The organism is Arthrobacter sp. Y3224198 (assembly GCF_059090025.1).
This window is the reverse complement of record NZ_JBNHFG010000071.1, coordinates 1-891: the sequence shown is the minus strand read 5'-3', so window position 1 is coordinate 891 and position 891 is coordinate 1. Positions and strand designations below refer to the sequence as shown.

The window sequence follows — 891 nt, the reverse complement described above, 5'->3', positions numbered from 1 at the left end:
GTACTGCATCCGGGAGGGTGTGGGAGAGTAGGTCACCGCCGGACAATATTTTGATGGTTGAGGGCCCCGCATGGTTGCGGGGCCCTCACCCGTTTAAACCGGGAAACCGGGTCCAAGCCGGCCGGCCCGAGATCCGCTGTGCAAGCCCGTACCGTTCCTGGTGCGGGCTTTTTGTGTTTATATTCATGCGGCCCACATGCCGGCGCCGGCGTCCGACCTGAAACGCAGGTGGATCAGCTCGCAGGGTGCGCCGGCTGTGTGGGTCAGGCTACGAAGATGCAGAACGGATGTCCCGCCGGATAGGCGTAGACGTATAGCGGTTCTTCGGAGTCTTCCGTGCGGTCAAAGAGGAGCTCCGCCCCCAACGCCAGCGCCCTGGCATGTTGGTCTGCGAGGGTCTTCCGGTCGGGGACAGTAAGGTCCAGGTGCATCTGCATGGGCACATCCGGCCGGGGCCACGTAGTCCGTGTCAGCTGATCCACGTGCTGGAAGGCCAGCTTTCGGTTGCCGTGCGCATCGGTCAGTACCAGCCAATCAACGCTGTCGCCCGCGCTGCCTGGCTCCGGTTCGTCTCCGGCCCGGTACCTGAGCCCGAGAAGCTGGCGGTAGAACTCCGCCAGGCCACGGACATCGGGAGTATCCAGAACCGTGTGGAGGAGTTGGGGGAAACCGGTCATAGGCGAACACTAACGCCCCGGACGGCTCCGCGCACTGGGGCGTTCCGTACGGTGCCGGCACCGGGTAGTAGAGCCAGCCATACGGGCAAAACCCCGCTGTGAAGCGGGCGGCTGGGGCCGAGTTGCAACCGGGGCGGAACCTGTGTAAAGTCTTCTAAGTCGCCGCGGCAGGGACGCTGAAATAAGCGCCCGAGCATGGCGGCCAAACCCCTTC

Annotated in this window: 1 protein-coding gene; it reads right to left on the bottom strand. The window is 64.3% G+C overall.

What is annotated here, in order from left to right; all coding sequences use genetic code 11:
• Positions 1-263 precede the first annotated feature (263 nt).
• Positions 264-677 (bottom strand): VOC family protein, encoded by a 414-nt coding sequence (locus AC5RUF_RS16335; RefSeq protein ID WP_493999092.1) that lies wholly within the window; start codon positions 675-677, stop codon positions 264-266.
• Positions 678-891 lie beyond the last annotated feature (214 nt).